General features: G+C 75.4%; 16 protein-coding genes and 1 pseudogene. 6 read left to right on the top strand and 11 right to left on the bottom strand.

All coding sequences use genetic code 11. From position 1 onward, the window contains the following. Positions 1–65: 65 nt before the first annotated feature. From AB0C73_RS34070 to AB0C73_RS34025, 10 genes and pseudogenes are all read right to left on the bottom strand, one after another. Positions 66–5,135, bottom strand: a complete 5,070-nt coding sequence (locus AB0C73_RS34070; RefSeq protein WP_362537463.1) for a hypothetical protein — start codon at positions 5,133–5,135, stop codon at positions 66–68. Between the two features lie 70 nt (positions 5,136–5,205). Beyond that, on the bottom strand, positions 5,206–6,102 hold the full coding sequence (locus AB0C73_RS34065) for a hypothetical protein (RefSeq protein WP_362537461.1): 897 nt from the start codon (positions 6,100–6,102) through the stop codon (positions 5,206–5,208). Next, positions 6,099–6,854: a hypothetical protein gene (locus AB0C73_RS34060; protein ID WP_362537459.1), complete on the bottom strand. Its 756-nt coding sequence runs from the start codon at positions 6,852–6,854 to the stop codon at positions 6,099–6,101. The genes AB0C73_RS34065 and AB0C73_RS34060 overlap by 4 nt, the downstream gene beginning before the upstream one ends. Further along, the gene (locus AB0C73_RS34055) at positions 6,851–8,398 is read right to left on the bottom strand and encodes a hypothetical protein (protein WP_362537457.1); all 1,548 of its coding nucleotides are present in this window, start codon (positions 8,396–8,398) and stop codon (positions 6,851–6,853) included. Before AB0C73_RS34055 ends, AB0C73_RS34060 begins: the two co-directional genes overlap by 4 nt. A 216-nt stretch (positions 8,399–8,614) precedes the next feature. Next, complete coding sequence (locus AB0C73_RS34050) at positions 8,615–12,211, bottom strand: hydantoinase B/oxoprolinase family protein (protein WP_362537455.1); 3,597 nt, start codon at positions 12,209–12,211, stop codon at positions 8,615–8,617. Between the two features lie 479 nt (positions 12,212–12,690). Next, entirely contained in the window at positions 12,691–13,530 is an 840-nt protein-coding gene (locus AB0C73_RS34045; protein ID WP_362537498.1) for an SGNH/GDSL hydrolase family protein, read from the bottom strand. A gap of 56 nt (positions 13,531–13,586) precedes the next feature. Further along, on the bottom strand, positions 13,587–14,807 hold the full coding sequence (locus tag AB0C73_RS34040) for a glycosyltransferase (RefSeq protein ID WP_362537496.1): 1,221 nt from the start codon (positions 14,805–14,807) through the stop codon (positions 13,587–13,589). Between the two features lie 134 nt (positions 14,808–14,941). Beyond that, a pseudogene (locus AB0C73_RS34035) lies at positions 14,942–16,068 on the bottom strand (glycosyltransferase family 1 protein). 482 nt (positions 16,069–16,550) lie between these two features. Next, the gene (locus AB0C73_RS34030; protein WP_362537453.1) at positions 16,551–17,972 is read right to left on the bottom strand and encodes a HEAT repeat domain-containing protein; all 1,422 of its coding nucleotides are present in this window, start codon (positions 17,970–17,972) and stop codon (positions 16,551–16,553) included. Positions 17,973–18,203: 231 nt separating this feature from the next. Continuing rightward, positions 18,204–18,629 carry an ankyrin repeat domain-containing protein gene (locus tag AB0C73_RS34025; RefSeq protein WP_362537451.1) on the bottom strand — a complete coding sequence of 142 codons (426 nt, stop codon included), beginning with the start codon at positions 18,627–18,629 and terminating at the stop codon, positions 18,204–18,206. A gap of 320 nt (positions 18,630–18,949) precedes the next feature. Between AB0C73_RS34025 and AB0C73_RS34020 the strand changes: the two genes are divergently transcribed. Continuing rightward, complete coding sequence (locus AB0C73_RS34020; RefSeq protein ID WP_362537449.1) at positions 18,950–19,144, top strand: hypothetical protein; 195 nt, start codon at positions 18,950–18,952, stop codon at positions 19,142–19,144. A gap of 37 nt (positions 19,145–19,181) precedes the next feature. After that, positions 19,182–20,918, top strand: coding sequence for a hypothetical protein (locus tag AB0C73_RS34015; protein WP_362537447.1), 1,737 nt, complete (start codon positions 19,182–19,184; stop codon positions 20,916–20,918). A gap of 76 nt (positions 20,919–20,994) precedes the next feature. Here the strand turns inward: AB0C73_RS34015 and AB0C73_RS34010 are convergent, their stop codons facing one another. Then, complete coding sequence (locus tag AB0C73_RS34010; RefSeq protein WP_362537445.1) at positions 20,995–22,494, bottom strand: PLP-dependent aminotransferase family protein; 1,500 nt, start codon at positions 22,492–22,494, stop codon at positions 20,995–20,997. A gap of 149 nt (positions 22,495–22,643) precedes the next feature. Between AB0C73_RS34010 and AB0C73_RS34005 the strand changes: the two genes are divergently transcribed. The 4 genes from AB0C73_RS34005 (at position 22,644) to AB0C73_RS33990 (ending at position 26,274) form a co-directional block, all read left to right on the top strand. Further along, a complete protein-coding gene (locus AB0C73_RS34005) occupies positions 22,644–23,354 on the top strand; it encodes a hypothetical protein (protein ID WP_362537444.1) in 711 nt (236 codons plus the stop codon). Then, complete coding sequence (locus AB0C73_RS34000; RefSeq protein ID WP_362537442.1) at positions 23,351–24,118, top strand: glycerophosphodiester phosphodiesterase; 768 nt, start codon at positions 23,351–23,353, stop codon at positions 24,116–24,118. The genes AB0C73_RS34005 and AB0C73_RS34000 overlap by 4 nt, the downstream gene beginning before the upstream one ends. 71 nt (positions 24,119–24,189) lie before the next feature. Then, positions 24,190–25,620, top strand: coding sequence for an MFS transporter (locus AB0C73_RS33995; protein ID WP_362537440.1), 1,431 nt, complete (start codon positions 24,190–24,192; stop codon positions 25,618–25,620). Positions 25,621–25,899: 279 nt separating this feature from the next. Then, positions 25,900–26,274: an RNA polymerase-binding protein RbpA gene (locus AB0C73_RS33990; RefSeq protein WP_026278069.1), complete on the top strand. Its 375-nt coding sequence runs from the start codon at positions 25,900–25,902 to the stop codon at positions 26,272–26,274. Positions 26,275–26,430 lie beyond the last annotated feature (156 nt).

Below are 26,430 nucleotides of genomic sequence, written 5' to 3'. Positions count from 1 at the left end.
CTTGAAGGGAGGACCGGGCCGCCGTCATGTGCGGAGCCGCGTCGTCGGCGACTGGACCTCGGCGTCTAGCCCTCGGCCCCGGGCGCCGTCTCCACTGGCGTACGGCGGAACACCCGGGTCGCCGTGATCTCGCCGTGGATCGTCTCGCCCTCGGCGCTCGGCTGCGGCAGACCCGGCCGCAGGTGCTCCTCCACGCTGATGTACTTCAGGCCGGCCCGCAGGTCCGCGTCGTTGCGCAGCCGGATGACCAGCGGGAACTCGGCGAGCGCGGTCGTGTCGAACAGACCGGTCGTGTAGAGGAGCTGGACGCCGAGCGCGTCCGACACGGCCCGCTGGAGTTCGAGGAGATACGTGGCGTTGGCGCGCCCGATCGGGTTGTCGAGGAACAGTGTGCCCGCGTGGCGGTGCTTGTCCCGGCCCCGGTCGTTGGAGCGCAGTGCGGCCATCGTGCAGTAGAGGGCGATGGCGGCGGTGAGCAGCTGGCCGCCGGAGAAGACGTCGCCCATCTGCCCGACGGGAACGCGCTCGGCGCGCAGCACCGCGTCCGGCTTGAGGATCTCGACGGCGATGCCCTTGGGTTCGAGGGCGGCCTGGACGCCGCGCAGCAGCAGGGACATGCCGTCCCGGCGCAGGTCGGAGTTCTTCCTGACGGCGGCGCGGGTCGCCTCGTCGATGACCTCGCCGAGCCGCTCGGTGAGGGTGGCCTGGTCGGGCTCCTCGAAGCGGATGCGCAGGAACTCCTGGCCCGACCACTCCCCCAGGCCCTCGGGCAGCCGGGACAGGCGCTGGGCGGAGCGGAGCGTGGTGAGCGCCGACTCCACCAGGCCGCGCAGCCGGTCCACGATCGAGTCGCGGTTGCGCTCCAGCTGCGCCAGTTCGTCGGTGAGCACCCGCAGCCGCGGCGCGAACGCCTCGGCCCACTTGGCGGCGTGCTCGGGCAGCGCGGCGGCGGGGAGTTCGCGGATCTGCTGCCGGGCCGGGGTGCGGACCTGCTCGAAGCGGGTCGCGTTGGCGTGCCGTACGAGGATGTCGCCGGCCTCGCGGACGGCGGCGTCCGCGGCCGACAGGTCGGCGGCGCAGCCGCGCAGCGAACGCCGGGCCTCGGCCGCCGAGTTGCGGGCCTCGGCCAGCGGGCCCGGGTACGGCTCGGGCTGCTCCTGCTCCTCCTCCGTGTGGTCGCGCAGCAGGTCGCGCAGGAGTGCCGCGGTCTCGTCGAAGCCGCCGGCCGCGTCCTCGGCGGCCCGGTGGGCCTGGAGCAGGCCGGTGTGCGCGGCGCGCGCGGCCTCCAGGGCGTCGGTGCGGGCGGCGAGTTCACCGGTGGCGGTACGGAGCAGGGTCTGGGCGTGGTCGGCGTCGGCCGGGATGAGCTCCTCAGGGAGTTCGGTGTGCGCCTCGCCGTCCTCGGGTGCGAGGCGCTCGGCCTCGCCGCGCAGCCGGCCCAGCTTCTCGCTGGCCTCGGAGGCGCGGGTCTCCAGCTTCTGCACCAGGGCCTCGGCGCGGGCGGCGGCGGCCTGGCGGGACGGGCCGTCGGCGCCGTCGGTGGATTCCAGGAGCTGCTCGGCGCGGGTGCGGACCTTGTTGGTGAGCCGGTCGAGCTCGGCGAGGGCGGCGGACTCGTCGCTCTCGGCGCGGGCCTGCTCAGCGCGCAGGTCGGCGCCGACGCCGACCTTCTCGTACACCTGGGAGGCGGCCCGGTAGGCCTCGCGGAGGGTGGGGAGTGCGACGCGCGGGGCGTCGGCGTCCGCCTCCGGCAGGTTCTCCGGGGCGCCGGCGATCTCGGCGCGCTCGGCGCGCAGGGCGCGGGCGGTGCGGTGGGCGTCGTCGGCGGCGCGCTGGGCGGCGCGGCGGTCCTCGTCGGCGGCGCGGGCGCGCTCCAGGCAGGTCTGGGCGCGGGCCTCGGACTCGGTGGCCTCGTCGGCGAGTTCGCGCATCTTGGCCTGCCAGGCGGAGCGCTCGCGCAGCCGGAAGGCGAGTCCCGCCAGGGCGTCGGCCGCGCGGCGGGCGCGCTGGGCGGCCTCCTGGCGCTCGTCGCGGACCCGGGTGGCGTCGGCCGCGGCCTCGTCGGCCTCGGCCCGTACCGTACGGGCCTCGGCGAGGGCGGCGTCGGCGGCCTCGGCGGCCGTACGGGCGGAGGCGGCGACGGACGCGAGCTCGGTGAGCATGCCGGGCGGGCAGTCGGCGCGCCAGGCGCCGATCCGGGCGGCGAGCGAGCGGTCACCGGTGAGCCGGGCGGCGAGGGTGCGGATCTCCTCGTCGCGGGCGGCGGCGCGGCGGCGCAGCGCCTGGCGCTCCTCGTCAGCGGCGTGCTCGTCGTGCATGGCCGGGTTCGGCGGGACGAGGAAGACGTCCGTCTCCTGGCCGGTCTCCGGCGCGGGCACCGGGGCGAGCAGGGCGGCGGCGGTGCCGACGGCGACGGTGGAGCGGGGCAGCAGCGCGGCGCCGCCGAGCACCTCGCGGGCGCGGGTGTAGGAGACGGGATCGGTGATCACGACGCCGTCGACCAGCTCGGGGCGGGCGGCGAGGACGGCAGCGTGGTCGGCGGGGTCGACGGCCTGGGCGAGGTAGCGCCAGCCGGGCAGGGCCGGGATGCCGTGCTCGCCGAGGTACTCGACGGTGGCGAGGACGTCGGGGCCCGGCGGCAGTAGCCCGCCGTCGCCGAGGGCGCCGAGGATGCGGTTGTCGTCGGCGGCGGCGGTGCGCAGGTCGAAGAGCTGGCGCTCGGCGGAGGCGATGGATCCGTCGAGCAGGCCGCGCAGTTCGTCGGCGTAGCGGTCGAACTCGGTGACGGTGAGGGGGCCGGGGGCGCCGGGCGCCGCCTGTGCCCCCTGGCGCAGGCCGAAGGCCGCGCCAGGGGCGGGCGCGCCACCGGCCGAGGTGCCGGGAGCGTCCACGGCACCGCCGGTGGACCGGCCGCCGGCAGCTGCGGAGCCCGTACCCGGGCCGCCGACGGCGTCGGCCGTCGTGCCGCCGGTGGCACCGGCGCTGCCCGCCCCGGTGCTGCCGGCCACGGCGCTGCCGCTCGCCGTCCCCGCCGAGCCGGCGACGCCGGCCGGGTCCGTGCCGGCTGCGGGCCCTGCCGCGAGGCCGAAGGCCGCGCCGCGGGCGGGCGCGCCACCGGCCGAGGTGCCGGGAGCGTCCACGCCGCCGGCGGCCGGGCCGCCAGCAGCTGCGGAGCCCGTACCCGGGCCGCCGGCGGCACCGTGGCGACCGACGCCGTCCTCGGCACGACCCGTGCCCGAGGTCCGCGCCCGCTGGCCGGGCAGCGGCGAGCCGCCCGCGTCGGGCGTCGCGCCCGGCAGGCTGAGCAGTTCGGCGAGGCGCGGGTCCGAGGCGAGCGACTCGGCGGCACGGCGCTCGGCGTCGTAGGCGTTCTCGGCGGCCTCGGCCGCGTCGGCGGCGCGGGCGGCGGCGAGTTCGGCACGGGACTCGGCGGCGGCGGCCTCGCGGGCCCGCTCACCGGCGCTGCGGGCGGCCTCACGGGCGGCGTCCCACGCGGCGACGGTGGTCTTCTCGGCGTCGCTGGCGGCGAGCGCGGCGCGGGCCGGGTCGGCGTCGGGCGCGGTGTCGTCGAGCCAGCCGGCCCGGACGGCCTCGGCGGTCTCCTGCTCGACCTCGGCGAGCCGCTGGCGCAGATGGCCGGCCTCGCTGCGGGCGCGCTGGGCGTCGGTGGCGGCGGCGGTGGCATCGCGGTGCGCGGCCTCGCCCGCCTCCTGGAGGGCGGCGGAGCGCTCCTCCTCCTCGGCGGCCTGCCGCTCGCCCTCCTCTGCGGCGGAGGCCAGGGCCCGTACGAGATCGGCGGCGGCCTTGGCACGGGCGGCGAGCGCCGGGGCGGCGTCCCGCTCGGCCTCGCGGATGGCGGCGGCGACCCGCGCGGAGCGGTCGCCGGCGGCGCGGTGGCGCAGCACGGACTCGGCGGCCTGCCAGGCGGAGTGCAGGGTGCGGGCGTCGGTGAGCTCGCGGCGCTGGGCGGCGGCGCCCTTCTCGGCGGCGGTCAGCGCCAGCGAGGCGTGCCGGTAGGCGAGTTCGGCGGCGACGAGGGCACTGCGGCCGCGCGCGGTCTCGGCCTCGGCGACGGCGTGGGAGGCGTGGGTGACCTGCTCGGCGAGCTCGGCGGTGCGGCCGCGCTCCCCGGCGGCGCGGGCGGAGAGCCGGCGGGCCAGGGTACGGGTGCGGCGCTCGGCGCCCGCGTGCACGTCACGGGCCCGGGCGCGGGTCCCGGCGGCCTCGACGATCCGGCCGAGGAGGTCGACGGAGCCGGCGGTGAAGTCGCGTTCGGCGGTGAGTTCGGCGCGCCGGCCGAGCTTGTTGCCGAAGCCGCTGACCAGGTCGGCGAGGCCGTCGGTGTCGCGGGTGTCGGTGACGGCACGCAGCAGCAGGTCGGTGAAGTCGGAGTCCTTCTTGACCGCGAAGAGGCCGGCGGCCTCGCCCTCGTCGGCGTTCATCTCCCGCTGGTAGCGGAAGAGTTCGGGGTCGAGACCGAGCTCGCCGAGGTGCTCGTTCCAGCGGTCGTGGATCTCCTCCCAGGACACCTCCAGATGCGGGTAGGCCTTGCCGGCCTCGGTGAGCGCGTCGCGGAAGCCCTTCATGGTGCGGCGGCGGCCGGTGGCGCCGGAGGCGCCCTCGGCGGGCGGGCGCACGGAGGTGGCCTCGGCGACCGGCAGGTTGTCCAGGCTGAGGCCGGGGCCGGGGCGGAAGGAGTACCAGGCCTCGGCGAACTTCCGCGGGTCGTTGGAGACCTGGCGGCCGCGCCACTCGCTGACCTTGCCGACGACGACCAGCTCGCCGGTGAGGGTGTGCTGCCACTCCAGGGCGACATGGCCGCAGTCGTCGGCGAGCAGGAACTTGCGCAGCACGCCGGAGCTGGCGCCGCCGAGGGTGTTGCGGTGGCCCGGGAGCATCACCGAGAAGATCAGCTTGAGCAGGACGGACTTGCCGCCGCCGTTCTCCAGGAAGAGCACGCCGGCGGGGGCGGGGCGGCGCGGCGGGCCGACCGGCTCCTCCTCGAAGAACTCCGCCTGGGTGGGCGCGGGGTGGGGCACCGGCGCACCGACCCCGCGCAGGTCGAGGACGGTGTCGGCGTAGCGGGCACCGGCCGGGCCGATGGAGTAGAGGCGGACCCGGGACAGCTCGTACATTGCGGCGGACTCTCGTGCTGGGAGTGGTCGGTTACGCGGGGCGGTTACGCGTGGCGGTTACGCGGGGCGGTTACGCGTGGAAGGGCAGGCCGGCGTCGGCGGCGATCTCCAGGTCGTCGCCCTCGGGCGGCGGCAGGAGGGTCGCGGAGCCGTCGCTGACGGGCACGATGCCGAGCTCCACGAGTTCGGCGAGGGCGGCGCTGCCGGCCATGTCGCGGACCTGGAGCTGGTAGCGGGCGGTGGTGCGGTAGGAGCCGCCGGACTCGTCCCCGGTGCGCTGGAGGAAGCCGGAGTCGGTGAGGAAGGCGACGGCCTTGCCGACGATGCCGGTGGTGGAGCCGGCGAGGCGGCGGGCGTCCTTGGTGGCGCCGGTGGCGCTGCGCCGGGCGTAGATCCGCCAGGCGGCCTCCAGGCCGGGGGCGTCGGTGGCCGGGTCGGTGTTCTCGCCGTCCTGCTCGGCGCGCTCTTCGAGGCGGCGGCAGGCCTGGCGGACGAAGGCGTCGACGCCGTTGACGGTGAGCCGGCCGATGTAGCCGTCGTCGGCGAGGTCCTCGGGGCGCGGGAAGGCCATGGCGGCGACTGCGAGATGGGCCAGGCCGTGCAGGAAGCGGTCGCCGGAGTCGGTGGAGGCCCGGCGGGCGTAGTCGCCCATGCGGACGGCGAAGACGGAGTCCTCGCCGGCGGTCACGGCCATGCCGGCGCGCGGCGAGACCTCCAGGACGACCAGGCCGAGGCCGGTGGCGACGGCGTCGGCGAGCCGGGCGAAGCCGGTGTCCTCGCGGTAGCGCCGGAGCAGCTCCGCGTACTCGTGGTCGCGGGCGGGCAGCAGCTTGGGCTGGAGCCCGAAGGACACGAGGCGCGCGGCGTCGGCCGCGTCGGCGGGGGTCAGCGCGGCGGGCGCGGCCGGCGTCCGGGGGGCCTCCGGCTCGCTCCACGCGTCGGCGTGCTCGACGTGGTGTTCGCTCACGGCTGGGGCTCCTCGGTGCGGCGGTGCGGTGTCGCGGGGTCGGTCGGGGTGACGGCTTCGGACTCGGACGGGGCGAGGACTTCGGGCTCCGTACGGGCCTCGGGCCGGGCCTGGGCGGGGATGGCGGGCTCCGTACGGACCTCGGGTCCGGCCTGGGCGAGGACCTCGGACTCCGTACGGGCCTCTGGCCCGGCCTGGGCCGGGACCTCGGGCTCCGTACGGGCCTCGGGCTCGGACGGGGCGGAGGCCTCGGGTTCGGTACGGGCCCCGGGTCCGGCCTGGGCGGAGGCCTCGGACTCCGTACGGGCCTCGGGCCGGGCCTGGGCGGGGACCTCGGGCTCCGTACGGGCTTCGGGCTCGGACGGGGCAGAGGCCTCGGGCTCCGTACGGGCCCCAGGCCGGGGGACGGGCAGCGGGAGGCGTACGGGGGTGACGGCGACGGCCGGCACGGTGGCGGCCGGACCGGCCGCGGGGCGCCCGTTCCGCGTCAGGGGTACGGGCCGGACGTGGATCCGGGTCACGGGCGGGGCCGGGACACCGACGTCGACGGCCCGGACGCGCAAGCCGTTCCCGGCCACGGGCTCCGCCGCCGCGTCGGCCTCGGCGGCCTCGGCGGCCCGCGGCCCGTCCCCGTGCGGCGTCTCCACCGGCGCGGCGGCGCTCGGGCGCGCGACGACCACCCGGGCCACGCGCGGCCCGGGGGTGCGGACGGGCTCGGCGGAGGTGTCGTCCTCCGGTACCGACGGCGTCACGAGGCCTCCGTGCGGTCGGCGGCCATGCCCAGGGCGTCGAGGAGGGCGGTACCGACGATGAGGTCGGCGCCGCCGAACTCGGGGTCGTCGAGCGGGGTGCCGTCGTCGACGGCGAAGAGCAGCCGCTCCTCGCCCTGGCGGTAGGCGGTGCCGACCGGGGGGCTGGCGGCGTGGACGGCGAGCAGCGCGACCAGGTAGGCCAGGTCGGGGTCGCCGCCGCGGCGGGCCTCGGCGAGCAGCCCGGAAAGGCGGCGCGGGGCGTCGTGCTCCAGGTCGAGCAGTTGCATCGCGGCGGCCAGCTGCTCGTCGCTGAACCGGCTGTCGTCGGGCGTGGCGATCAGGTCCGGCTCGGGCATCTCGGCGCCCAGGTGCTGGCGCTCCACGGGCGGGGTGAGCAGCAGGTCGACCAGGTCGCCGACGCGGACGGCGGCGGGGGTGCGCAGTCCGGTGCCGCGCGCGAAGAAGGCGTCCGTGACCCGGCCCGCCTGCTCGACGGGGAGCGGGAGGATCGGGGCCACCAGCTGCCCGTAGAGATCGAGTCCGGTGTACGAGGTGGGCGCGGCGAAGGCCTGGCGGTCCTGTTCGGCGCGGAACAGGGGGCCGGCCTCCAGGAGGCGGGACTGGAGCTGGGTGTGGCGCCGGATGCAGTCCTTGACGATGTCGACGAGCTCGGCGGCGCGGCGCTTGTGCTCGGCAGTCCTGGCGTCGGTGGCTGCCTCGGCCTCGTCGCGGGCCTTGCGGATGTTGGTGAGGATCGCGTTCTCGTGGCGGTAGCGGTCGGCGACGTGGTCGAGCGCCTCGGCGATCATGTCGGGCACGGCGTTGAGCCAGTCGACCGCGCGCACGTTGCGTCGGGTGGCCTCCAGGGTCTTCCGGAGGGTCTCCGCGTACTGCACGGTGCGGTAGCGGGCCTGCTCGGCGGCGAGCTGCGCGTCGGCGAGGCGGCCCCGGCTGATCAGGACCTCCAGCTTGACCTCGGCGGCGATCTGGGCGCTGGTGACGTCGGTGTCGAGCGCGCCGACGAGCACGTTGACCGCCTCGTCGGTGGTCCGCAGATAGACCCCGCCCCCGTAGCCGGGGACCTCTTCGATGAGCTTGAAGTCATAGTCGCGACGCGTGTAGACGCCGTCGGCGCCGAACGTGCCGTAGACCGCGCGGAAGCCGCGGTCGACGCTGCCGACGTTGATCAGGTTCTCCAGGACCCAGCGGGCCACCCGCTCGTGCTCGGCGGCGGGCCGCTGAGGGGCCTGGGCGGCGACGCGGGGCAGCAGACGGGCGATTATCTGCTCGTGGTCGGCGCCGGTGTCGAAGTCCATGTTGAGCGTGACCAGGTCGATCGCGGCGAGGGCGACCTCGGCCATCGCGTAGACCGAGTACTCGCCGGCCAGGTTGACCTTGCGCGCGTCGAGATCGTGCAGCGGAGCGGTGCACGCGAGCGCGCGAAGCCGCCGCGCGAGCCCTTCGTCGGCGGCCGGACCCTGCGCGGGCCGCGGCCCCGCGCTGAGCTGGGGCGGAACGAGGTCCGTCGAGGCAGGCGAAGTCACGGTGCACAGAGTAGGTCCTCGCACTGACAACGGTCGAAACGGCGCTTATACGACCGGGGGTGCGCGCCCCTCGGCGGGGGCCGCGCGCCGGGCGGACGGGGCGGGCGCGGGTACCGGCTCGGCCCTGCGAGCCGGGCGCCCTCGCCCGGTCCGCCGGCTCCGCCAGCGCCGCCCGCCCGGCCTGTGACGCCCGTCACGTCTCCGGCGCGTCACCCGTCACAGGGGCGGCGGGCCGTATCCGCCGCCGCCCGGGGTGCGGACGACGAGGACGTCGCCGGGGCCGACCTCCGTGGTGTCGACGCCGGCCAGGCGGTCGACCGTGCCGTCGGCGCGCTCGACCGTGTTGGCGCCGAGCGCGCCGGGTGCGCCGCCGGCCATGCCGTACGGCGGGATCCTGCGGTGGCCGGTGAGCAGGGCGACCGTCATGGGTTCGAGGAAGCGGATGCGGCGCTCGACGCCCGCGCCACCGTGCCAGCGGCCGGGGCCGCGGCTGTCCTCGCGGACGGTGAAGGCGTCGATCCGGACCGGGTGGCGCCACTCCAGGATCTCGGGGTCGGTGAGCCGGGAGTTCGTCATATGGGTCTGTACGGCGTCGGCGCCGTCGAAGCCGTCGCCCGCGCCGGAGCCGCTGGCGATCGTCTCGTAGTACTGCACGCGGTCGTTGCCGAAGGTGAGGTTGTTCATCGTCCCGGAGCCCTCCGCCTGGACGCCGAGCGCCGCGTACAGGGCGCCGGTGACGGCCTGCGAGGTCTCGACGTTGCCGGCGACGGTGGCCGCCGGGTGGGCGGGGGCGAGCATGGAGCCGGGCGGGACGCGTACGTCGAGGGGTTCCAGGCAGCCGCTGTTGAGCGGGATGTCGTCGGCGACGAGGGTGCGGAAGACGTAGAGGACGGCCGCCATCACCACGGAGGTGGGCGCGTTGGCGTTGCCCGGCAGCTGGGCCGTGGTGCCGGTGAAGTCGAGCACGGCGGAGCGCCGCGCGCGGTCCACGGTGACGGTCACCCGGATCTCCGCGCCGCCGTCGGTCTCGTAGCGGCAGGAACCGTCCTTCAGGCGGGCGACGATGCGGCGGACGGACTCCTCGGCGTTGGCGCGCACGTGCCGCATGTACGCGTGCACGACGTCGAGGCCGAACTGGTCGACGGTCTTGCCCAGTTCCTCGATGCCCTTCTCGTTGGCGGCGATCTGGGCGCGCAGGTCGGCGAGGTTGGTGTCGGGGTCGCGCGAGGGGTACGGGGCGCCGGTGAGCAGAGCCCTGGTCTCCGCCTCGCGCAGCCGCCCGTCGCGGACGAGCAGCCAGTTGTCGAAGAGGACGCCCTCCTCGTCGACGGTGCGGCTGAAGGCGGGCATGGAGCCGGGGGTGATGCCGCCGATCTCGGCGTGGTGGCCGCGGGAGGCGACCAGGAAGCGCAGTTCGGTGCCGCCGGGGTCGAAGACGGGGGTGACGACGGTGATGTCGGGCAGGTGGGTGCCGCCGTGGTACGGGTCGTTGACCGCGTAGACGTCCCCGGGCCGCAGGTCGCCCTTGTCGCGGCGCAGCACCTCCTTGATGGACTCCCCCATGGAGCCGAGGTGGACGGGGATGTGGGGCGCGTTGGCGATGAGGTTGCCCTCGGGGTCGAAGAGGGCGCAGGAGAAGTCGAGCCGCTCCTTGATGTTGACGGAGTGGGCGGTGTTCTCCAGGCGCACGCCCATCTGCTCGGCGATGGCCATGAAGAGGTTGTTGAACACCTCCAGGAGGACCGGGTCGACGTCGGTTCCGGCGGCGGTGCGGGCGGGGCGCGGGGTGACGCGGCGCAGCAGCAGATGGCCGGTGTCGGTGGCCGTGGCCCGCCAGCCGGGGTCGACGACGGTGGTGGCGTCGGCCTCGGCGAGGATCGCGGGGCCGGTGACGGCGTCACCGGGGCGCAGGTCCTCGCGGCGGTGCAGCGGGGTGGGGACGGGCTTGCCGCCGCTGTACGTGGTGACAGTTGCGCGCGGCGCGAGGGCGTCGCCGTCACGCGTGCCGTGGGGCACGTCGACGGGGCCGTGCGGTCCTGCGGTGCCGACCGCCTCGACCGAGACGGCCTCGGCGACGATCGGCTGGTCCATGGTGAAGCCGTAGCGCGCCCGATGGACGGCTGTGAACTCGGTTTTCATCCGTTCCGCTGTGTCGAGCGGTACCGGCAGGCTCGCGTCGGTGCCGGCGTAACGCAGCAGCACGCGCGCGTGGGTGCTGATCGCCTCCTCGGGCAGTCCGTCGGCGCGCAGCTCCTGCCGGGTGCGGTCGGCGAGTTCCGCGCACAGGCGGGTGACACGCTCGGGCGTGCCGGGCACGTCGAGTTCGGCCTCGACGGACTGCTCGCGCATCGCGGTGGCGTCGGCGAGCCCGATCCCGTACGCGGAGAGGACTCCGGCGAGCGGCGGTACGAGGACGGTGTCGACGCCGAGCGCGTCGGCGACGGCGCAGGCGTGCTGCCCGCCGGCGCCGCCGAAGGAGGTGAGGGCGTAACGGGTGACGTCGTGGCCGCGCTGCACGGAGATCTTCTTGACGGCGTTGGCCATGTTGAGGACGGCGATCTCCAGGAAGCCGGCCGCGACCTCCTCGGGCGTACGGCCCCCGCCGATCTCGGCGGCGAGGGCGGTGAAGCGTTCCCGCACCACGTCGGCGTCGAGCGGCTGGTCGCCGTGCTCGCCGAACACCGCCGGGAAGTGGGCGGGCTGGATCCGGCCCAGCATCACATTGGCGTCGGTGACGGTGAGCGGGCCGCCACGGCGGTAGCAGGCGGGGCCGGGCACGGCGCCGGCCGAGTCGGGGCCGACGCGGTAGCGCTGCCCGTCGTAGTGGAGGACGGAGCCGCCGCCCGCGGCGACGGTGTGGATGCTCATCATCGGCGCGCGCATCCGCACCCCGGCGACCTGGGTGCCGAGTTCGCGCTCGAACTCGCCCGCGTAGTGCGACACGTCGGTGGACGTGCCGCCCATGTCGAAGCCGATGACCCGGTCGTGCCCGGCCTGCCGGGAGGTACGGGCCATCCCGACCACCCCGCCGGCCGGGCCGGAGAGCACCGCGTCCTTCCCGCGGAAGTGCTCGGCCTCCCGCAGCCCGCCGTTGGACTGCATGAACATCAGCCGGATCCCGGCGAGTTCGCGGGCGACCTCGTCGACGTAACGGCGCAGGATCGGCGACAGATAGGCGTCGACGACGGTGGTGTCCCCGCGCGGCACCAGTTTGATCAGCGGGCTGACCTCGTGCGAACAGCTGACCTGCGGGAACCCGGCGGCGCGGGCGAGCTCCGCGACCCGCGCCTCGTGGTCGGGCCGCCGGTAGCCGTGCATCAGGACCACGGCGGCCGAACGCAGCCCGTCGCGGTACGCGGCGGCCAGGGCCTCGGCGACGGCGTCCTCGTCGAGCGGGGTGACGACGCGGCCCTGGGCGTCGACGCGTTCGGGAACCTCGACGACCCGCTCGTACACCGCCTCCGGCAGCAGGATCCGGCGGTCGAAGATGCGCGGCCGGTTCTGGTACGCGATGCGCAGGGCGTCCCGGAACCCGGCGGTGATCAGGAGGAGGGTGGGCTCGCCGCGCCGCTCCAGGAGGGCGTTGGTGGCGACGGTGGTGCCCATCTTGACCACGGCGATCCGCTCGGCGGGTACGGGTTCGTCGGCCCCGAGCCCGAGCAGCAGCCGGATGCCGGCGACGGCGGCGTCGTGGCGGCGCGCCGGGTCGTGCGACAGCAGTTTCCGCGTGACGAGCCGCCCGTCGGGGCGCCGCCCGACGACGTCGGTGAAGGTGCCGCCACGGTCGATCCAGAACTCCCAGCGTCCGGTCATGCCCTCATTGTGGGGGCGGGGCTTGCGGATCGGGGCGGGAAGGGGCGCGGGGCGTCGTCGGCCCGCCAGGGCCGAGGGGATCGAGGCGCCCGGCGGCCTGCGAGGGCCGCCAGGGCCGCGGTGGTCGAGGCGTCCCCCGACCCGGCGGGGCGCCGCGGGGAACGCCGCGCGGCGCCGGAGCGCCCCGGCGGGCGCGGCCGTCGAGACGCTCCGCCGTGGGGGCTCCCCCCGGACCCCGGGCCCTCGTGCCTGGGCCGTGTCCGGTGGATCAGGGACGGACAGGCCGCGGCGTCTGGTCCATGGGGTCTCCCCAGCCCGCCAGGGCCGAGGGGAAGCATCGCAAGGCGGCGGAGCGTCTCGATAGCGGAGCTATCGGGGCGCTTCGGGGTGGGGTCTCCCCAGGCCCGCCAGGGCCGAGGGGAAGCGGCGAGGTGCCGTGCCAGGCGCCGCGGACCCGGCCCTGATCCGCCGGACACGCCCTAGGGCCTGGTCATCGCCCGCAAGGCACGCCCCAGGTCCTTCTCGGCGCGGGCGTCGAGAACCGCGCCGGTGCCGGCGGCGGAGTGGCGCAGCTCGGCGGCGGCGAGGGCGAGCAGCTGGGGCAGCAGGTCGCCGCACCGGCGCACCACCCATGCGGTGCCCGCGGTGGCCAGCCAGAGCACGGCGTCCGTACGGGTCGGCGGGGGCTGCTCCGGCTCGGGCGACGGCGGCGCACCGTGAGCGAGCCCGCGGTCCCGCAGCAGCCGGTGGAACGCCCCGGCGACGGCGCGGTGCCCGCGCTCCCCCGGGTGCAGCCGGTCGGCGCTCCACAGCGCCCGGTCCTCGGTCCAGACCGGCGCGTCCAGGTGCAGGTGCACGGCGTCGTACCGCTCGGAGAGCGCGTGCACGACGGCGTTGACCGCCCGCTGCCGCCGCGCCAGCGGCCGGGCGAGCGGCGGGGGCAGTCCGAGCATCCGCCCCGGATCGGGCAGACACGCCGTCAGCAGTACGGCCCCGGCGCCCGCCAGCTCCGCGCACACCCGGTCGAGGCGGCGGGCGAGCAGCCCGATGTCGAAGGTGCGCCGCAAGGTGTCGTTGACCCCGACGACCACGGACGCGAGCTCCGGCCGCAGCGCAAGCGCCGCCGCCAGCTGCGTCTCGGCCACGTCGTGGCTCTGCGCCCCGCTCACCGCGAGGTTGGTGAACCCGACCGCCTCGCCGCCGTTCCGCAGCCCCTCGGCGAGCAACGCCCCCCAGCCACGCCACCGCGCCGCGACCCGGTCGCCCACGCCCTCGCTGAAGGAGTCCCCGAGCACGACGAATCGGCTGACGGCCCGCACCGTGCCCGCACCGGACGCCGACAGGCCGCCGGGCGACGTCTCGTTCGGGTGCGTCGTCATCGCGCGCTCTCCCGTTCCGCTCGCGGGGCGTCCGTCGGCGCGGCGTCGTGGGCCGCCAGGAAGGCGGCGGTGGCGCGGGGCCAGGAGAACAGTTCCGCGCGGGTGCGGGCCGCGGTGCGGCGCTCGGCCTCCGGGCGGGACAGGACCGTGCGGAGGGCCTGGGCGAAGGAGGTGGGGTCGTCGGCGGCGGAGGTGCCGGCGTCGGCGACGACCTCCGGGAGGGCGGAGGAGGCGCTGCAGACGACGGGGGTGCCGCAGGCGAGGGCTTCGAGGGCGGCGAGGCCGAACGTTTCGGCGGGGCCCGGGGCCAGACAGACGTCGGCGGCGGCCTGGAGGTCGGCCAGGGTGTCGCGGTCGGCGACGTGGCCGAGGAAGCGCACCGGGAGGCGCAGTTCCTCCGCACGGCGCTCCATGGCGGGCCGCGACGGCCCGTCCCCCGCCACCACCAGCGCCGCCCGCACGCCGTGCGCGCGCAGTTCGGCGAGGGCGTCGAGGGCGAGCAGCGGGCGCTTCTCGACCGAGAGACGGGAGCACATCACCAGGAGGACCCGCTCCCCCGCCGCGTGGCGGGCGCGGGTCGCCGCGGACCGGCGCCCGGGCCGGCAGTGGTCGAGGTCGACCCCGAGCGGGGCGCGGACGACATTGCGGGCCCCGATCCGTACGAACTCGCGCTCCGCCCACTCCGTGGTGCAGACGACCCTCGAATAGGCCCACGCGGTACGGCGGTTGAGCCGGTCCGCGGCCCGTTCCGCGAACGCGCCCGGCACGCCCCAGGTGCGCAGCACTCCGTCGGCGGTCTCGTGGGAGACCATCACGGACGGCACCCGGGCGCGGCGCGCCCACTCGCCGGTCCAGCGCAGGGTGGTGCGGTCGGAGACCTCCAGGCGGTCGGGGGCGAGCTCCTCCAGGAGCCGGCGCACCCGGCGCCGGTCGGTGAGGACGCGGTAGCCGCCGGTGCCGGGGAGTTCGGGTCCGGGCAGGGTGATCACCCGGCCCTGGGCGGTGTCGATGTCGCTCGCGGTGTCGCCGGGCACGACCAGGACGGGCTCGTGGCCGGCCGCCCGGTAGCCGCGGCCGAGCCGGTCGAGGGCGGTGCGCAGGCCGCCGGAGGTGGGGGTGACGAAGTTGGCGAGCCGGACGATCCGCAACCCTCCGCCGGCGCCCCGGCCCGCGGCGGAGCCGCCGTCGGCGCCCACCCCCACGCCCGCGCCGGGCATCGTGGTCTCCCGGCCGTCGCCCGGCCCACGCGGCCCGTGGGCGTCCCTGACCCCGGACACGCCCGGGGTCATGCCCCCGCCCGCGTCCACGCCGGCACCCGTGCCCGGCACCCGGGCCTCCCGCACGTGGCCCGTCACGCCGCCACCGCCGTCCGCTCGCGCAGCACCTCCCGGTAATGGCCGATCAGTTCGTCGCCGATCGCCTCCCAGGTGCGCAGCTCGACGGCGGCCCGGCCGGCTCTGCCGTACGCGGCGCGGAGCGCGGGCGCCTCGGTCAGCGAGGCGACGGCGGCGCGCAGCGCGTCGGGCTCGCAGGGCGGGACGAGGAGCCCGGTCGCGCCGTGGTCGACCAGGTCGAGGGGGCCGCCGGCCGCGGGGGCGACCACGGGCACGCCGCTCGCCATGGCCTCCTGGACGGTCTGGCAGAAGGTCTCGTACGGGCCGGTGTGGGCGAACACGTCGAGCGAGGCGTAGATCCGCGCCAGGTCGGCCCCGGTGCGCCGGCCGAGGAAGAGGGCGCCGGGCAGGGCGGCCCTCAGGCCTGGTTCGCTGGGGCCGTCGCCGACCACCACGACCCGGACGCCGGGCAGGCCGCACACCCCGGCGAGCAGGTCGACGCGCTTCTCGGGGGCGAGCCTGCCCACGTAGCCGACGATCGTCGCGCCGTCGGGGGCGAGTTCGCGGCGCAGGTCCTCGTCGCGCAGTCCGGGCCGGAAGCGTTCGGTGTCGACGCCGCGGCGCCAGAGCCGTATCCGGCCGATGCCGTGCGCCTCCAGGTCCCGCACGGCGGCGGTGGAGGGGGCGAGGGTGCGGTCGGCGGCGCCGTGCACGGCGCGCAGCCGGCGCCAGGCGGCGGACTCGCCGGCGCCCATGTAGGTGCGGGCGTAGCCGGCCAGGTCGGTCTGGTAGACGGCGACGGCGGGCAGGCCGAGCCGGGTGGCGGCGGTCATGCCGCGCACGCCGAGGACGAAGGGGCTGGCCAGGTGGACGAGGTCGGCCCGGTGCGCGGCGATGGCGGCGGCCACGCGGCGGCTGGGCAGGGCGACCCGTACCTGGGGGTAGCCGGGCAGCGGCAGGGAGGGGACGCGGACGACGGGGCAGGGCGCGTCGGCGTCCGTTCCCGGGGCGGCCGCGGGGACCGCGGGGGCGACGACGAGGGGGGCGTGGCCGCGGCGGACGAGGTGGCGGGCGGTCTGCAGGGCCGTGTGGGCACACCGTTGACATCGGGCGGGAAGGACTCGGTGACGATGACGACACGCATACCCGTGTTGTCGTCGGACCCGGCGTGTCCCCGTCAAAGTGGATCTGGACGTCCGGAAAACGTCCCATGAGCGTTTCCCCCGCTGGGCCGCCCGACCGGCCCGCGGCCTCGCGCCGTCCCTGCGCCCGGCGCGCACTCCGGCGCGCGCGGTGCCGCCGGCCAGGCACCCACCGGCCCGAGACCACCGCCGGCCCGCCGGCGCGCGGCGCGCCGTCGCGTACCGCCGGGACCAGGCACCCGCCCAAGGCGACCGGCGGCCCGGCCGCCCAGCGCCCGCGCTGTCCCCGCACCCGAGGCGCGCACGCCGCACGTACCTCCGGCCAGGCGCCTACCCACCCAGGCCCACCTGCGGCCCGGCGGCCCGGACCTGTGTCCCCCAAGCCCCGCACCCCGGCCCCGCCGGCAGTGCCCCGGCACGCGCGCGGGGGTGGCCGGCACCGGCCACCCCCGTCGTACCGCGGAAGCGCGGAAGCGCGGCCGCCTCAGACCGGAAGGTCGAGGTCCGGCCCTATCCGGTTGCGCACCGCCGTCTGGACCTCCGCCTCCTCGGCGGGGTCGGCGGCGAGCCGGCGCAGCCGTTCGGCCACGCGCGCGTCGCCCGTCTCGGCGTGCTGTGCGGCGACCTCGCGGGTGGTCTCCTCGCAGTCCCACAGACACTCGACGGCGAATCCGGTCGCGAAGCCGGCGTCGGTGGCGGCGAGGGCCTGCGCGGTGCGGCCACGGAGCTGGGAGGACGCGGTCTCGCGGTAGATGTGGCGCAGCACGGGCGCGGCGCAGGCGATGCCGAGGCGGCCGGTGCCGTCGACGAGGGGATAGAGGGCGGGCGCGTCGGGGCCCTGGGAGCGCACGGTCTCGCGGAGGGCGCCGAGGACGAGGGGGGAGTCCTCGGAGCCGCCGCGGCAGGCGAGCGTCCCGGCGGCGGCCGCGCCGAGCTCGTCGGGGCGGTGGATCCAGCCGCGGGCGCGATCGACGGCGGCTTCGCCGCACATCCGGCCGTACGCGGCGACGGCGGCGTCGGCGACGGTGCGGGAGCCGTCGGCGACGGCGTGCTCGACCAGGTCGAGGACGGCGGGGTCCCCGGCCTCGGCGAGGTAGTGCAGGGCGGCGCAGCGGGCGCCGTCCGGGCCGCTGCGGGCGGCCAGGAGGATCGTGACCCGGTCCTCGGGTCCGGCGACGGCGACCAGGCAGCGGGCGGCGGGCCCGTGCAGTTCGGCCCCGCGCTCGAAGCCCTCCTGGGCCCAGTCGAGGACGGCCTGGACGCTCCAGCCGGGCCGGGGTCCGGTCGGGCGCAGCTGGCGCTGCCAGCGGTCGAAGGAGCCCTGCTCGCGGGCGGCCGTGAGCCGCGCGCCGACCTCGGGCCGCGGGTCCTCGGCCCACAGGCGCCAGGGCCGGGGCTCGTAGGCGTCGCGGACGGTGGCGGCCAGCTCGGCCTCGCCCTCGGGGGTGCGCGGGAAGCGGGCGAGCACGGGTTCGGCGAGGGCGCGCAGGCCCGCGTCGTCGTCGCGCAGCGCGAGTTCGTCCAGGGCCCAGGCCCAGTTGGCGCCGCCCGCCGCGTACCGCCGGAGCAGTGCGAGGGCGTCCCGGCGTCCGTACGACGCGAGGTGGCCGAGGACGGCGAGCGCGAGCCCGGTCCGGGACTCCTCGGTGTCGAGGTGGTCCTCGGCGCCGAAGAGGTGCGCCTCGATCTCCTCCAGGCCTCCGGCGAGGTCGAGGTAGAGCCGGGCGTAGTAGAGGGAGCGGTTCTCGACCCGCCAGTCGTGGCGGGGGTCGTCGAGCACGCAGTGGTTGAGGGCCGCGAGGGCCTCGGCACGTGGCGCGGCGAGCGCGTGGAGGGTGCCGTCGCCGCGGCCCCTCTGCAGCAGACCGAGCAGGGTGCCGCTCGGCGCTATGACTGGATCGAACATGGAAGACGCCTCACATCAAGCTGTCGACACGACCGGGGGGAATCCCGGGATGAACCGGGGCAGGCTGTTCGCCTAGGCCGTGCGGCAACATGTCGGGCCGCCCGTCGTCCTGCGCTTGCCAGTGACCATCTTCCTCTGCCTCTCGTCGGTGGCCCCCTGCGGGCCCGACGTCATGATGACCCACCCATTTCGCCACCGCGACCACATTTACGGCGCCGTCTCACCTGGGGTTCAGCCCTCGTTCACCTGGGTCGCGAACAGCTCCAGGAGTTCCGTCTTCCCAAACATCCGCGCAGTATCCACCGCGGACGGAATTCCTGCCTCCGGATTCGCGCCGCCGGCCAGCAGGGCGCGGATCACGGCGTCCTCGCCCTTGAAGACGGCACCGGCGAGCGGGGTCTGGCCGCGGTCGTTGGCGCGGTCGGCGTCGGCACCGCGGTCGAGCAGGGCGGTGACGGCGTCGGCGTGCCCGTGGTAGGCGGCGAGCATGACGAGCGAGTCGCCGTTCTCGTTGCTCAGGTCCGCCGGGACGCCCGCGTCGACGTACGCGGCGAGGGCCGCCGCGTCACCGGTCCTGGCCAGGCCGAAGACCTTGCCGGCCAGTTCGACGACCTCGGCGTCCGGGGTCTCCTGGTCCGGGGTCTCCCGCTCACTCATCCTGCTGCCCGCCTCTCCTTGCCCGACCTGCTCCAGTTGCGCGTCACTCGCACGGCGACGGCGGCCGTACGAGTGAATCGACAGGGTACTGCCCGGCGCACGACATGAGGGGCCCCGTCCGCGGCAAGGATGATCGCGGTCCGTGCCGGACCGGCGCACTACCGCAGCCGGCACGTTTCGCCACCCGGAGAAGCACCCGGCGTCCGCCGGTCAAGTGAAAACGCCACAGATTCACCCATATGCACCTTTAGTCACATAGATACTTGCTGTGAACCTGGAAGGACTCAAGGTGACTGTCCCCTCAACCAGGAGAACACCTCATGATCCTGTCCTTCTCAGTGGTCGTCCTTCTCGGCATCGTCTGCTTCTTGTTCTTCAAGAAGGACGGACTCAAGGTCTCGCACGCGCTCGTCTCGGCGCTCTTCGGCTTCTACCTGGCGGGCACCGCCATCGCCCCGAGCATCACCGCCGGCGGCCAGAGCCTCGCCAGCCTCTTGGGCGGGATCAAGTTCTGACCGTCCTCCACCCCTTCCACCCCTTCAGGAGTACGACGTGGCCCGGCGCCCTCTCCCCCGCATCCTGAGCAGCGGCAGCGTGCAGCTCGCGCGCAGCCGCGAGATCGCGCGAACGGCCGCCGACAGCGCCACCGACGTGCTCCATCCGCTGATCACCGTCTCGCGTGGTCTGCGGAAGCTGGCCGCGACCGCGCGCGCCAAGTGGGCCGCGACCCCCAAGGAGCGGCGCGGTCCCACGCTGTTCCTGGTCGCGGCCTGCATCCTGGTCGTCGCCCTCGTGCCGTACGGCCCGCTCCTCGCCCTCGTGGTGCTGATGGGCGCGGCCGCCTGGCTGGGACGTGAGCGCCCGGTCGTCAAGACCGGGCCCGACGACGCGGAGATCGCCCGGCTCAAGGGCCTCTACGAGGCACTGGTGCCGTATCTCTCGCTGCCGGAGGACCCCGAGCCGCTCTTCGCCCACGGCGGCGACTGGGCCGCCGTCTTCGGGGACTACGCCTTCGACGAGGACGGGCGTCTCACGCGCCTGCGGATCTCCTACCCCCCGTACTTCACCGACGGCGAGCCGGCCGCCCGGGCCCGGATCGAGCAGCTGCTGCACGCCAAGTCGGGCCGGGGCCGCGAGTACCTCTTCGACTGGGACGAGGAGGGCAACCGGCTCACCCTGCGGGTACTGCCCGCGCTGCCCACCACCATCGCCGCCCAGCGCTTCGTGACCGTGCCGGGCGAGACGGTGCTCGGCTTCACCGACGCCGACGCGGTGCAGCGCACCGTGCCGGTCCGCGCCTCCGACGGGACCGAGGACGCCCCGGCCGTCGTCTGGCGCACCGGCCCCCGCTCCACCGAGCCGCATCTGCTCGCCGTCGGGCAGCCGGGCGGCGGCACCAGCTCCCTGCTGCGCTCGATCGCCCTCCAGGCGCTGCCGCACGGCGACGTCCTGGTGATCGAGGGCAGCGGCACCGGCGAGTACGCGTGCCTGGTCGGCCGGGACGGCGTGCTCGCCGTCGAGTGCGGCCTGGCGGGTGCGCTGGCCAGCCTGGAGTGGGCCGCGCACGAGACGGAGCGGCGGCTGATCGCCGCGAACCGGGCGCGGCAGGCCGGTCAGCCGACCCCCGAGGACACCCGCCGGCCGCTGTGGATCCTGCTCGACCGGCCCAGCGTCCTCGGCCACCTCGCCGCCGCGGGCGGCCGCCCCGACCCGCAGGACCTGCTCCAGGTGCCGCTGCGGCACGGCCGGGCCGCGTCGGTGACGGTCGTGGTCGCGGAGCAGTTCGACAGCCTGGACTCGCTGAGCGAGACGGTACGGACGCACACCCGCGCCCGGATCGTGCTCGGGCCCGCCGCGCCGGACCGGATCGCCGCCGTGCTCGGCGCCCCGCCGCACACCACCCCGGTGCCGGACGTGCCGCCCGGCCGCGGGTACGCGCGCCTCGGCGCCGGCCCGGTGCTGCGCCTCCAGGTGCCGGCCACGCCCGACCCGTACGACGACGCGACCAGCGAGGCCCACCGCCGGGCGGTCCTGGAGCTGCTGCCGGAGCGCCGCACGGCGTCCGTCGCCGCGGTCGGTACGGCCTCGGGCTCGGTCCCGGGCTCGGCCTCGGCCTCGGCTCCCGGCCCGGTGGCTCCGGAGCCGGAGCCGGAGCGGGAGCGGGAGCCGGAGCTCGCTGCGGACCCGGCCCGCGAGCTCGGCCAGGACCTGGACACCGACACGGCCCCCACGTTCCGCAAGGAGCCGGGCCCGGCCACGCTCCCCTCCCCCGTCCCGGCCGAGGGCTGAACGAGAGCCGTACGTACGCCGAAGAGGGCGGCCGCACCCCGTCTCGGGTGCGGCCGCCCTCGCGTGTCCGCACGTCCTACGCCACGAACGACCTCGGCGGCTCCGCGCCGGCCCCCGCGCCGGACTCCACCAGGCGCGCGGCGGCGGCGAGCCGGACGGCAGCCTCCTCGGCGACCGGGCCGCCGACGGTGAACGGCAGCCGGACATAGCCCTCGAAGGCCCCGTCCACGCCGAAGCGCGGGCCCGACGGCACCCGGACGCCGACGCGTTCGCCGGCCTCCGCGAGGCGCGAGCCGGACAGGCCGCCGGTGCGCACCCACAGGGTGAGCCCGCCGCGCGGCACCTCGAACTCCCAGTCGGGCAGCTCCTTGCGGACCGCGGCGACCAGGGCGTCGCGGTTCTCGCGGGCCTGGGCGCGGCGCAGCGTGACGGCCTCCTCCCAGCCGCCGGTGCGCATCAGCCAGTTGACGCCGAGCTGCTCCAGGACGGGGGTCCCCAGGTCGGCGTAGGCGCGGGCGGCGACCAGGGCGCGGATGACGTCGGGCGCGGCGCGCACCCAGCCGATCCGCATGCCCGCCCAGAAGGCCTTGCTGGCGGATCCGACGGTGAGGACGGTGGCGCCGGCCGGGTCGAAGGCGCAGACCCGCCGGGGCATGTCCACGTCGTCGTCGAGGAAGAGCTCGGTCATCGTCTCGTCGACGACGAGCACCGTGCCGGCCGAGCGGGCCGCCTCGACGAGCTGCCGGCGCTGGTCCTCGTCGGCGAGGGCGCCGGTGGGGTTGTGGAAGTCGGCGACGACGTACGCGAGGCGGGGCGCGGCGTCGCGCAGCACCTGGCGCCAGCGGGGCAGGTCCCAGCCGCCCAGGCCCTCGGCCATGGCGACCGGGACGAGCCGGGCGCCGGCCTCGCGCATCAGCTGGAGGATGTTGGCGTACGAGGGGGACTCGACGGCGATCCGCTCGCCACGCCCGGCGAAGAGATGGCAGATGGCGTCGATGGCGCCCATCGCGCCGGTGGTGACCATGATCTGCTCGGGCATGGTGGGGATGCCGCGCTCGGTGTAGCGGTCGGCGAGCATCCGCCGCAGCGCGGGCAGTCCGGCCGGGTAGTCGCCGTGGGTGTGGGCGTACGGCGGCAGCTCCTCCAGGGCTCCCTGGATGGAGCGGGTGAGCCAGGGCTCGGGCGCGGGCAGGGCGGCGCAGCCGAGGTCGATCATGGAGCCGAGGGACTCCGGGGGCAGCGGTTCCAGTCCGCGGGCGGGCAGCGGGTTGCCGGCCGGGACGGCGGTCCAGCTGCCGGCGCCGCGCCGGGACTCCAGGAAGCCCTCGGTGCGCAGCGCCTCGTAGGCGGCGGCGACGGTGGTGCGGCTGACGGTGAGGGCGAGGGCCAGCTCGCGCTCGGCGGGCAGCCGGGCGGCGACCGGGACCCGGCCTTCGAGGACGAGCAGCCGGATGCCGTCGGCGAGGGCGCGGTAGGCGGGCGGCTTGCGGGCGCCGGGCGCGGTGGGCCGGGGCTGCTGGGCCTGAAGCTGCCGGGCGAGCTGGGCGGGCCCCACCGCCGAAGTCCACTGAGCCATGGAAATCAGTCCACCTTCCGCGAATTGGCCATGGTTGGCGCTTGCTCCCCCGCCACAGAGTGTCATGAGTCAGTCCACCGGCACCACCCAGGCCTGCCGGCGGACTGCATGTATGTCACGGCACACACCAACAACAGGGGGGCCTTCCTGTGTCCATCGCCTCCGGTCTCCGGGGCCGGCACCTCACCCGTCGACTCGTCCAGCTGTACGCCGGTCTGGCGCTCTACGGCATCAGCTCGGCGCTCCTCGTGCGCGGCGGGCTCGGTCTGGAGCCGTGGGGGGTGCTGCACCAGGGCCTGGCCGACCTGACCGGTCTGAGCATCGGCGTGGTGTCGATCATCGTGGGCGCCGTGGTGCTGCTGCTGTGGATCCCGATCCGGCAGAAGCCGGGGCTCGGCACGGTGTCCAACGTGTTCGTCATCGGGCTCGCGATGGACGGCACCCTGGCCCTGGTGCCGGAGGCGGACCGGCTGCCGGCCGGGATCGCGCTGATGGTGCTCGGCATCGTGCTCAACGGCATGGCGACCGGCCTCTACATCGCGGCCCGCTTCGGCCCGGGCCCGCGTGACGGCCTGATGACGGGTCTGCACCGCCTGACCGGGCGCTCGATCCGGCTGGTGCGCACGGCCATCGAGATCGCCGTGGTCGTCACCGGCTTCCTCCTCGGCGGTTCGTTCGGGGTCGGCACCGTCCTGTACGCCCTGTCCATCGGCCCGCTCGCCCAGTTCTTCCTCGCCCGGTTCGCCGTACCCGGGCAGGATTCCGGCACATTCGAGCAGGGCTCCAGCACACCTGAGCAGGTTTCCGGCGGAAATCAAGACTCCCCAGCGTCACCTGAACAGGCCATACTGCGCCCGTGAACCGCGTACGACACCCCTATCTCGACCATCCCGCCCCGCTGCTGCCGTTCGCCCACCGCGGCGGCACGGCGGACGGTCTGGAGAACACGGCGGCCGCCTTCCGGCGGGCCGCCGCGGTCGGTTACCGCTACTTCGAGACCGATGTGCACACCACCGCGGACGGGCGGCTCGTCGCCTTCCACGACGCGACCCTCGACCGCGTCACCGACGCCGGCGGCCGGATCCGCGATCTGCCGTGGGCGGCGGTCGCGGAGGCCCGGGTGGCGGGCAAGGAGCCGCTGCCGCTCTTCGAGGACCTCCTGGACGAGTTCCCCGAGGCCCGCTGGAACGTGGACATGAAGGCCGAGTCGGCCCTCGCCCCGCTCATCGACCTGATCGGCCGGACCGACGCCTGGGACCGGGTCTGCGTGAGCTCCTTCACCGAGGCGCGGATCGCCAGGGCGCAGAAGCTCGCCGGACCGCGGCTCGCCACCTCGTACGGCATGACGGGCATCGCCGCCCTTCGGCTGCGCTCCCTCGGCATTCCCGTACCGCTGCGCGCGGGCGCGGTCGCCGCCCAGGTCCCGGAGAGCCAGTCCGGCATCCCGGTGGTGGACCGCCGCTTCCTGCGCGAAGCACACGCGCGTGGGCTCCAGGTCCACGTGTGGACGATCAACGAGCCGGAACGCATGCACGCCCTCCTCGACCTTGGCGTGGACGGCATCATGACCGATCATCTGGAGACGCTCCGCGGCGTTCTCACCGACCGGGGTCTGTGGCACTGAGCGTGCGCACCACCACGGGGAACCTCAGCGGCGACAACCACAGCACCGAGAACGAGCGAGGGGGCGCGGCCTTGACCGACGTCGACACGAGCGGTGACACGACCGGCGACAGGTCCGGGCAGCCGGACGGCCGCGCGGCGGATCCGGCAGAGCGGCGCCGCGAGCAGCGCGGCTGGTACTTCTACGACTTCGCCTGCTCGGTCTATTCGACGAGCGTCCTCACCGTCTTCCTGGGGCCGTATCTGACCTCGGTCGCGAAGGCGGCGGCGGACCCGGAGGGCTTCGTCCACCCGCTGGGCATACCGGTGCGGGCCGGTTCCCTCTTCGCGTACGCCGTCTCCGCCTCGATCGTCGTGGCGGTCCTGGTGATGCCCCTCGTGGGCGCGGCGGCGGACCGTTCGGGCCGGAAGAAGCCGCTGCTCGCGGCCTCGGCGTACGTGGGCGCGGCGGCGACGACCGGGATGTTCTTCCTGGGCGGGGAGCGCTATCTGCTCGGCGCGTTCCTGCTGATCGTGGCGAACGCGGCGCTCTCGGTGTCGATGGTCCTCTACAACGCCTATCTGCCGCAGATCGCCGAGCCCGAGGAGCGGGACGCGGTCTCCTCGCGGGGCTGGGCGTTCGGCTACACCTCCGGGGCGCTCGTCCTCGTCCTCAATCTGGTCGTCTACTCCGCGCACGACTCCTTCGGCCTCTCGGAGGGCATGGCGGTGCGGATCTGTCTGGCCTCGGCCGGACTGTGGTGGGGCGCGTTCACCGTGGTGCCGCTGCGGCGGCTGCGCGACCGGCGGATCGCGCGTACGGGCGCCGGCACCGCCGCCGGTGCGGGCGAGGGCGCCGGCGAGGGCGGTGAGGGCGCGCTGGGCAGCGGCTGGAAGCAGCTGCGGGCCACGCTCAAGGACATGCGCCGCCATCCGCTGACGCTGTCCTTCCTCCTCGCGTACCTGATCTACAACGACGGCATCCAGACGGTGATCTCGCAGGCCTCGGTGTACGGCTCCGAGGAGCTGGGCCTGGACCAGACGACGCTCATCACGGCGGTGCTGCTCGTCCAGGTGCTCGCGGTGGCGGGAGCGCTCGGAATGGGCCGGATGGCCCGCTCGTACGGCGCGAAGCGGACGATCCTGGGCTCGCTCGCGCTGTGGACGGCGATCCTGGCGGCGGGCTACTTCCTGCCGGCCGGCGCGCCGGTCTTCTTCTTCTGCCTGGCGGCGGCGATCGGTCTGGTCCTCGGCGGCAGCCAGGCGCTGTCGCGCTCGCTGTTCTCGCATCTCATCCCGCGCGGCAAGGAGGCGGAGTACTTCTCGGCGTACGAGATGAGCGACCGCGGGCTGAGCTGGCTGGGCCCATTGGTGTTCGGTCTCGCGTATCAGCTGACCGGGAGCTATCGGGATGCCATCATCTCCCTGGTGATCTTCTTCGGTGTCGGCTTCGCGCTCCTGGCGCGGGTGCCGGTACGGCGCGCGGTGGCGGCCGCGGGCAATCCCGTTCCGGACCGGATTTAGGGACGGATTCAGAGACGGATTTAGACGCGGGAGTGAAAGGGCGGTAGTGTACGCGTTTGGCCTGCCAGGCGGACCGTTACTGCGTACTGACTTGGTGAAGACGTTGAGTGACATCTCATGCCAGATGTGACAAAACGGGCACTGGTGGGTACAAAAAGGGGCGGCACGACGGGCGACGCATGACCCGGAACGGGAATCTTTACCGCCGACCGGACGTTGACCGGATGACGACGACAGCGACACCTGTCCTGTGGGCGACAAGCCCGGGAGGCACGATTCATGAGTGAGCGAGCTCTTCGCGGCACGCGCCTCGTGGTGACCAGCTACGAGACCGACCGCGGCATCGATCTGGCCCCGCGCCAGGCGGTGGAGTACGCATGCGAGAAGGGGCATCGTTTCGAGATGCCCTTCTCGGTCGAGGCGGAGATTCCGCCGGAGTGGGAGTGCAAGGTCTGCGGAAGCCAGGCACTCCTGGTGGACGGGGACGGCCCCGAGGAGAAGAAGGGCAAGCCGGCGCGTACGCACTGGGACATGCTCATGGAGCGGCGCACCCGCGAAGAGCTGGAGGAGGTGCTGGCCGAGAGGCTGGCGGTCCTCCGGTCCGGCGCCATGAACATCGCCGTACATCCGCGCGACAGCCGCAAGTCCGCCTGACGGACCGAGGCAGGCCGCCTGGACGGCCATGAGAGAAACGCCGCGGGGCCCGGTACACGAAGACGTGTTACGGGCCCCCAGATCGGAAGAGCGGCGGGTAGGGAAAGAGTGTTAAGCTCCGGGTGTATATATCGGTGGGGGCCGGATGAATAAAAA

This window comes from Streptomyces sp. NPDC048623, assembly GCF_040650755.1.
GTDB lineage: Bacteria > Actinomycetota > Actinomycetes > Streptomycetales > Streptomycetaceae > Streptomyces.
Note: the sequence above shows the minus strand (reverse complement) of the source record. Positions and strands in the feature narration are given on the sequence as shown.

Bases quoted from the DNA above. Each gene is read 5' to 3' on its own strand.
- AB0C73_RS34030 (WP_362537453.1), bottom strand. From the start codon at position 17,972: ATGTTCGATCCAGTCATAGCGCCGAGCGGCACCCTGCTCGGTCTGCTG.
- AB0C73_RS34020 (WP_362537449.1), top strand. From the start codon at position 18,950: ATGATCCTGTCCTTCTCAGTGGTCGTCCTTCTCGGCATCGTCTGCTTC.
- AB0C73_RS34070 (WP_362537463.1), bottom strand. From the start codon at position 5,135: ATGTACGAGCTGTCCCGGGTCCGCCTCTACTCCATCGGCCCGGCCGGT.
- AB0C73_RS34040 (WP_362537496.1), bottom strand. From the start codon at position 14,807: ATGCCCGGCGCGGGCGTGGGGGTGGGCGCCGACGGCGGCTCCGCCGCG.
- AB0C73_RS34050 (WP_362537455.1), bottom strand. From the start codon at position 12,211: ATGACCGGACGCTGGGAGTTCTGGATCGACCGTGGCGGCACCTTCACC.
- AB0C73_RS34025 (WP_362537451.1), bottom strand. From the start codon at position 18,629: ATGAGTGAGCGGGAGACCCCGGACCAGGAGACCCCGGACGCCGAGGTC.
- AB0C73_RS33990 (WP_026278069.1), top strand. From the start codon at position 25,900: ATGAGTGAGCGAGCTCTTCGCGGCACGCGCCTCGTGGTGACCAGCTAC.
- AB0C73_RS34010 (WP_362537445.1), bottom strand. From the start codon at position 22,494: ATGGCTCAGTGGACTTCGGCGGTGGGGCCCGCCCAGCTCGCCCGGCAG.